The 4001-nt window shown below is 30.7% G+C and carries 3 protein-coding genes; all 3 read left to right on the plus strand.

Annotated features, from left to right (window positions below; translation table 11 throughout):
* The first annotated feature begins 466 nt into the window (after positions 1–466).
* The 3 genes from HY951_14200 to HY951_14210 all read left to right on the plus strand — a co-directional run bounded on the left by HY951_14200 (position 467) and on the right by HY951_14210 (position 3532).
* A complete protein-coding gene (locus HY951_14200; protein MBI5541213.1) occupies positions 467–961 on the plus strand; it encodes a hypothetical protein in 495 nt (164 codons plus the stop codon).
* 61 nt (positions 962–1022) lie between these two features.
* A complete protein-coding gene (locus tag HY951_14205; protein ID MBI5541214.1) occupies positions 1023–2228 on the plus strand; it encodes a T9SS type A sorting domain-containing protein in 1206 nt (401 codons plus the stop codon).
* 65 nt (positions 2229–2293) lie between these two features.
* Entirely contained in the window at positions 2294–3532 is a 1239-nt protein-coding gene (locus HY951_14210) for a T9SS type A sorting domain-containing protein (protein ID MBI5541215.1), read from the plus strand.
* Positions 3533–4001: the final 469 nt, after the last annotated feature.

Below are 4001 nucleotides of genomic sequence, written 5' to 3' on the forward strand. Positions count from 1 at the left end.
AATAACAACATTGCCTAACACACGGTTAAAATTTAGCAGGCTGTTATTGGCAACTTGACAAGAATAACAATGTTCAAGCATTTTAGCGGTTTGACAACCAGTGCAAGTAAAAGCCTGCCAAATTCAACCGCAAACCGTTAGCAACAAGGCGTGGGAAAGACAAACTACAAACTTGACAATGAATATAAATTTGAAACGAAATAAAAAATTAAAAAGTGAATGACTTGAAAAACAAAAGATTTAGTTTTTTGCCGACCCACAGGGAAAAAACAAGGAATGCTCACACACATTTGCACATTTGGCTGCCTGCATACGCACTAAGCCGACACGAGAGGGCAGCCAAAAGAGCAAATCTTCCGACTCACATTATTTTGTATATGATTTAAAATGATTACTTTTGACTTTGAAAACAAATAAAACATATTTAACAATATTAATAATAAAATAACTAACAAAGTTCATACATATGAAAAATATATTTACTTTTTTACTCATGATTTCAGGAACTTTACTTTTTGCTCAAAACAATGTTTCTAATGAAACATTGTTAAATAAAATTCTGTGGTCCAATAATGATTTTAAAGGAAATTACAAAATTTATATTTCCTCTTTTATTGCTGGAAAAGATTCAATGACTTTTAATTTTTTAATTACAACTGATTCTAAATCCAATACTGATTTTATTTTATATCGTGCAATATGTGATGGCATGAAGGATGTAAGATATACGGGAATAAATAAAAATAAAATAATTACTATTACCGAAAAGGGAGAAAAAAGATTTTCCCTTAAGGTTCCAAACTCAGCTTCTTTTATTTTATTTGATGGATTTAAACTCAGTAGTATTGATGATTGTAAAGCATTGATAAAAATTAAATCTAATAATAATATACCTGATATTGTGAATAAAATGGAAATAGAAAAAAATAATATTATTAATCTATCATCAATTATGAAATAATCTGTAAGCAATCACTTTGGAACAAAGAAAATTTTATTAACCAAATAAATTTATGATGATTATGAAAAATAAATTATTGTTTTCTTCAATTGTTTTTTTTATATTACTTTTTAACGTAATAGCAGTAAAAGCACAATGGACATTACAATCAAGTGGTACAACAAATGATTTGAAGTCAGTTTATTTTACTGATGCAAATACAGGTTATGCTGTTGGAGGACATATTTCTCCGACTAGTAATATAATTCTAAAAACAATTAATTGTGGAATAAACTGGAATACACAAACAAGCGGGACATTTGATATTCCACAATCCGTCTATTTTACAGATGTCAACACTGGTTATATAGTTGGATCATATGGTCTCATTCTAAAAACAGTCGATGGTGGAACAAATTGGATTGCTCAAACAAGTGGTACAACTAATTCTTTAATTTCCGTTTTTTTTCCAGATGCAAATAATGGTTATGCTGTAGGTTCTTATGGTACAATTCTTAAAACTACCGATGGCGGTTTGACTTGGTCATCTCAAGCTAGCGGATTAACAATTCCTTTATTTTCAGTTTATTTTATTGATATAAATACGGGTTATGTTGTTGGTACTTCTGGTACAATTCTTAAAACAACCAATGGTGGTGTAGACTGGAATTCTCAAACTAGTGGAGCAAGTCAAGACTTATATTCTGTATTCTTTACCGATGCAAATACTGGTTACGTGGCAGGGGATAATTGTAGAATTCTAAAAACGACCAATGGCGGTACGAATTGGACAGTTCAAATAATTGGGACAAATAATTCCTTGCGTTCCGTTTTCTTTAACAATATGGATACAGGTTATGTAGTTGGATGGCCTGGAATTATTTTAAAAACTAACAATGGTGGTACGAACTGGACAACACAAACAAGTAATGTGACTAATTTTTTATACTCTGTTCATTTTACTGATGCTAATACAGGTTACATTGTTGGTGAAGGTGGAACAATTCTCAAAACCACTAATGGAGGTGTTTTTGTTGAAGAAAATAATTTTCAAAAATCAGAAATTTGTATTTATCCCAACCCAGTATTTAATGAATTAATCATTGAAAATAAAGAAAATAAAGAAAAAACAGATTTTGAAATTTTAAATTCAATTGGGCAAGTTGTTTTTAAAGGAAACTTAATAGAAAAAACTGTTGTACAAATAGCAAATTTTCCTTCAGGGGTTTACTTAATAAAACTTGAAAATGGTAAGACTTTTGAATTTAAGAAAATTGTAAAAGAATAAGATATAACGTTGTGGAGTCCAGAACCCACTCTAAAAAACGGAGCAAAACTTAAAAATAAATAGTCATGAAAACAAAAGTTTTATTTCTGTTAATTTTTATTCCAATATTTTCATTAAACTTATTGGGACAAACTCCAATCGATGCACAACATCCCTTTTCACAAATTATGTATTCATCCACTCCGCTTTCAAATCAATATGGTATTGCTTGGTTTCAAGCTGTAACATTACAAAATAACCAAGTTCCAAATAGTGGTTATATCTCAATCGATTATATCAAATTAATTGAAGAAGATACTGCTTCAGGAGTAGAAACAGTGCTTTATACAGAAGATTATATTGGTAGTGGAGGCTTAATACTTAACGAGGGCGGTTTATTTAGTCGTTTTCCAACATGGTTTGACAGCACTCCACCTACAATTATGACTAACTCAAATAAGAACGGTGGATATTTGAGAATAGATGTTGGTCAGCAACCAAGTAAAGTAAATCATTTTTGGGGTGTTAGACAATTTTGTACTTATGGTAAACGCCATAAGGTAGAAATTAGACTTTTAATTTCAGGTGACATTGCATTACAAGCAGGTATGGATTATTGGACAGATCCTTTAACTACAACTTCAACTGATTGCAAGGAAGCTTTCTATTCAAATTGGTATGGTAATTCAAACGGACAATACATTACAATAAAATATCCAGAATACGGACAACAAACCATGTTTGATAGAAATGATTACGGTTTTTATCAAAACGGAAAGTTTTATCTTTCAAAAGATATTGTTGATTACGTTGGTGGCTCAAGTGTTGCTCTATTATGTGATGTAACAGGATGGCAACCAACTTTAATGACTTTAAATGGTAACTTTTATGAATATAATACTGGTTACAGCTATTCTTCTGCTCAATATTACTGTTTTAAAATTAATCCTAGTGGTAGTAGTTTTTTTGTTCCACATGCAGTATTTAACAACCTAGTATATCCTAACGATGCAGTCGATAATGGACAAGGTGGTTACAATTTCTATACTAGTCCACAAACAACTATTGACGTAACCCAATTATATAATGATAAAGAAGATATATGCATTTATCCAAACCCTATAACAACTGAATTAAATATTGCATTTAAAGGAAATAAAGACATACTAAATTTTGAGATTCTAAATTCTAAAGGACAAGTTGTTTTCAAAGGTAATCTGATAGAAAAAACAATAGTGCAGACAACAAAGTTTACATCTGGAGTTTATTTAATAAAATTTGATAATGGTAAGACTTATGATTTTAAGAAAATCGTAAAAGAATAATTACTTATAGTTTGGCACATTGCCAAGTCACACAATGCAATCGCTAAATCCAAACTTGTCAAAGAGCCAGCCTTTTTAGTATTCATTAGCCGACCTTAAAAAAACTAAATCTTTGGTATCACGAAACAAATAAAAACGTTCTTTTTAACAAAGCATTATTAACTTGACAAGTTTGTTTTTCAATGAAAATAACAATACGCCCAGTTGCTAACACACGTTTGGTAAAAACTGGGCAGCTATGGGCAACTTGACAATTTTAACAAATTGTAAACTTTTTAGCGGTTTGACACCGACTGCGTCTAAATGCCCAGCTTTTCCAAGCGCCAAACGTTAGGCACAAAAAGTTAAAAAGCTGCAAAAAAGAATTGTATTTTATGGTAAAAACTGTTTTCACCTTGACAAAATCAAAATCACCTATCTACCTGACACGTTGTTGCGGCTTGACGACTTTTAAACAGTTTTTTTATGT

The organism is Bacteroidia bacterium, assembly GCA_016218155.1.
In the GTDB taxonomy this organism is placed as follows: Bacteria; Bacteroidota; Bacteroidia; order Bacteroidales; family GWA2-32-17; genus GWA2-32-17.

Bases quoted from the DNA above. Each gene is read 5' to 3' on its own strand.
- HY951_14200 (MBI5541213.1), top strand. From the start codon at position 467: ATGAAAAATATATTTACTTTTTTACTCATGATTTCAGGAACTTTACTT.
- HY951_14205 (MBI5541214.1), top strand. From the start codon at position 1,023: ATGAAAAATAAATTATTGTTTTCTTCAATTGTTTTTTTTATATTACTT.
- HY951_14210 (MBI5541215.1), top strand. From the start codon at position 2,294: ATGAAAACAAAAGTTTTATTTCTGTTAATTTTTATTCCAATATTTTCA.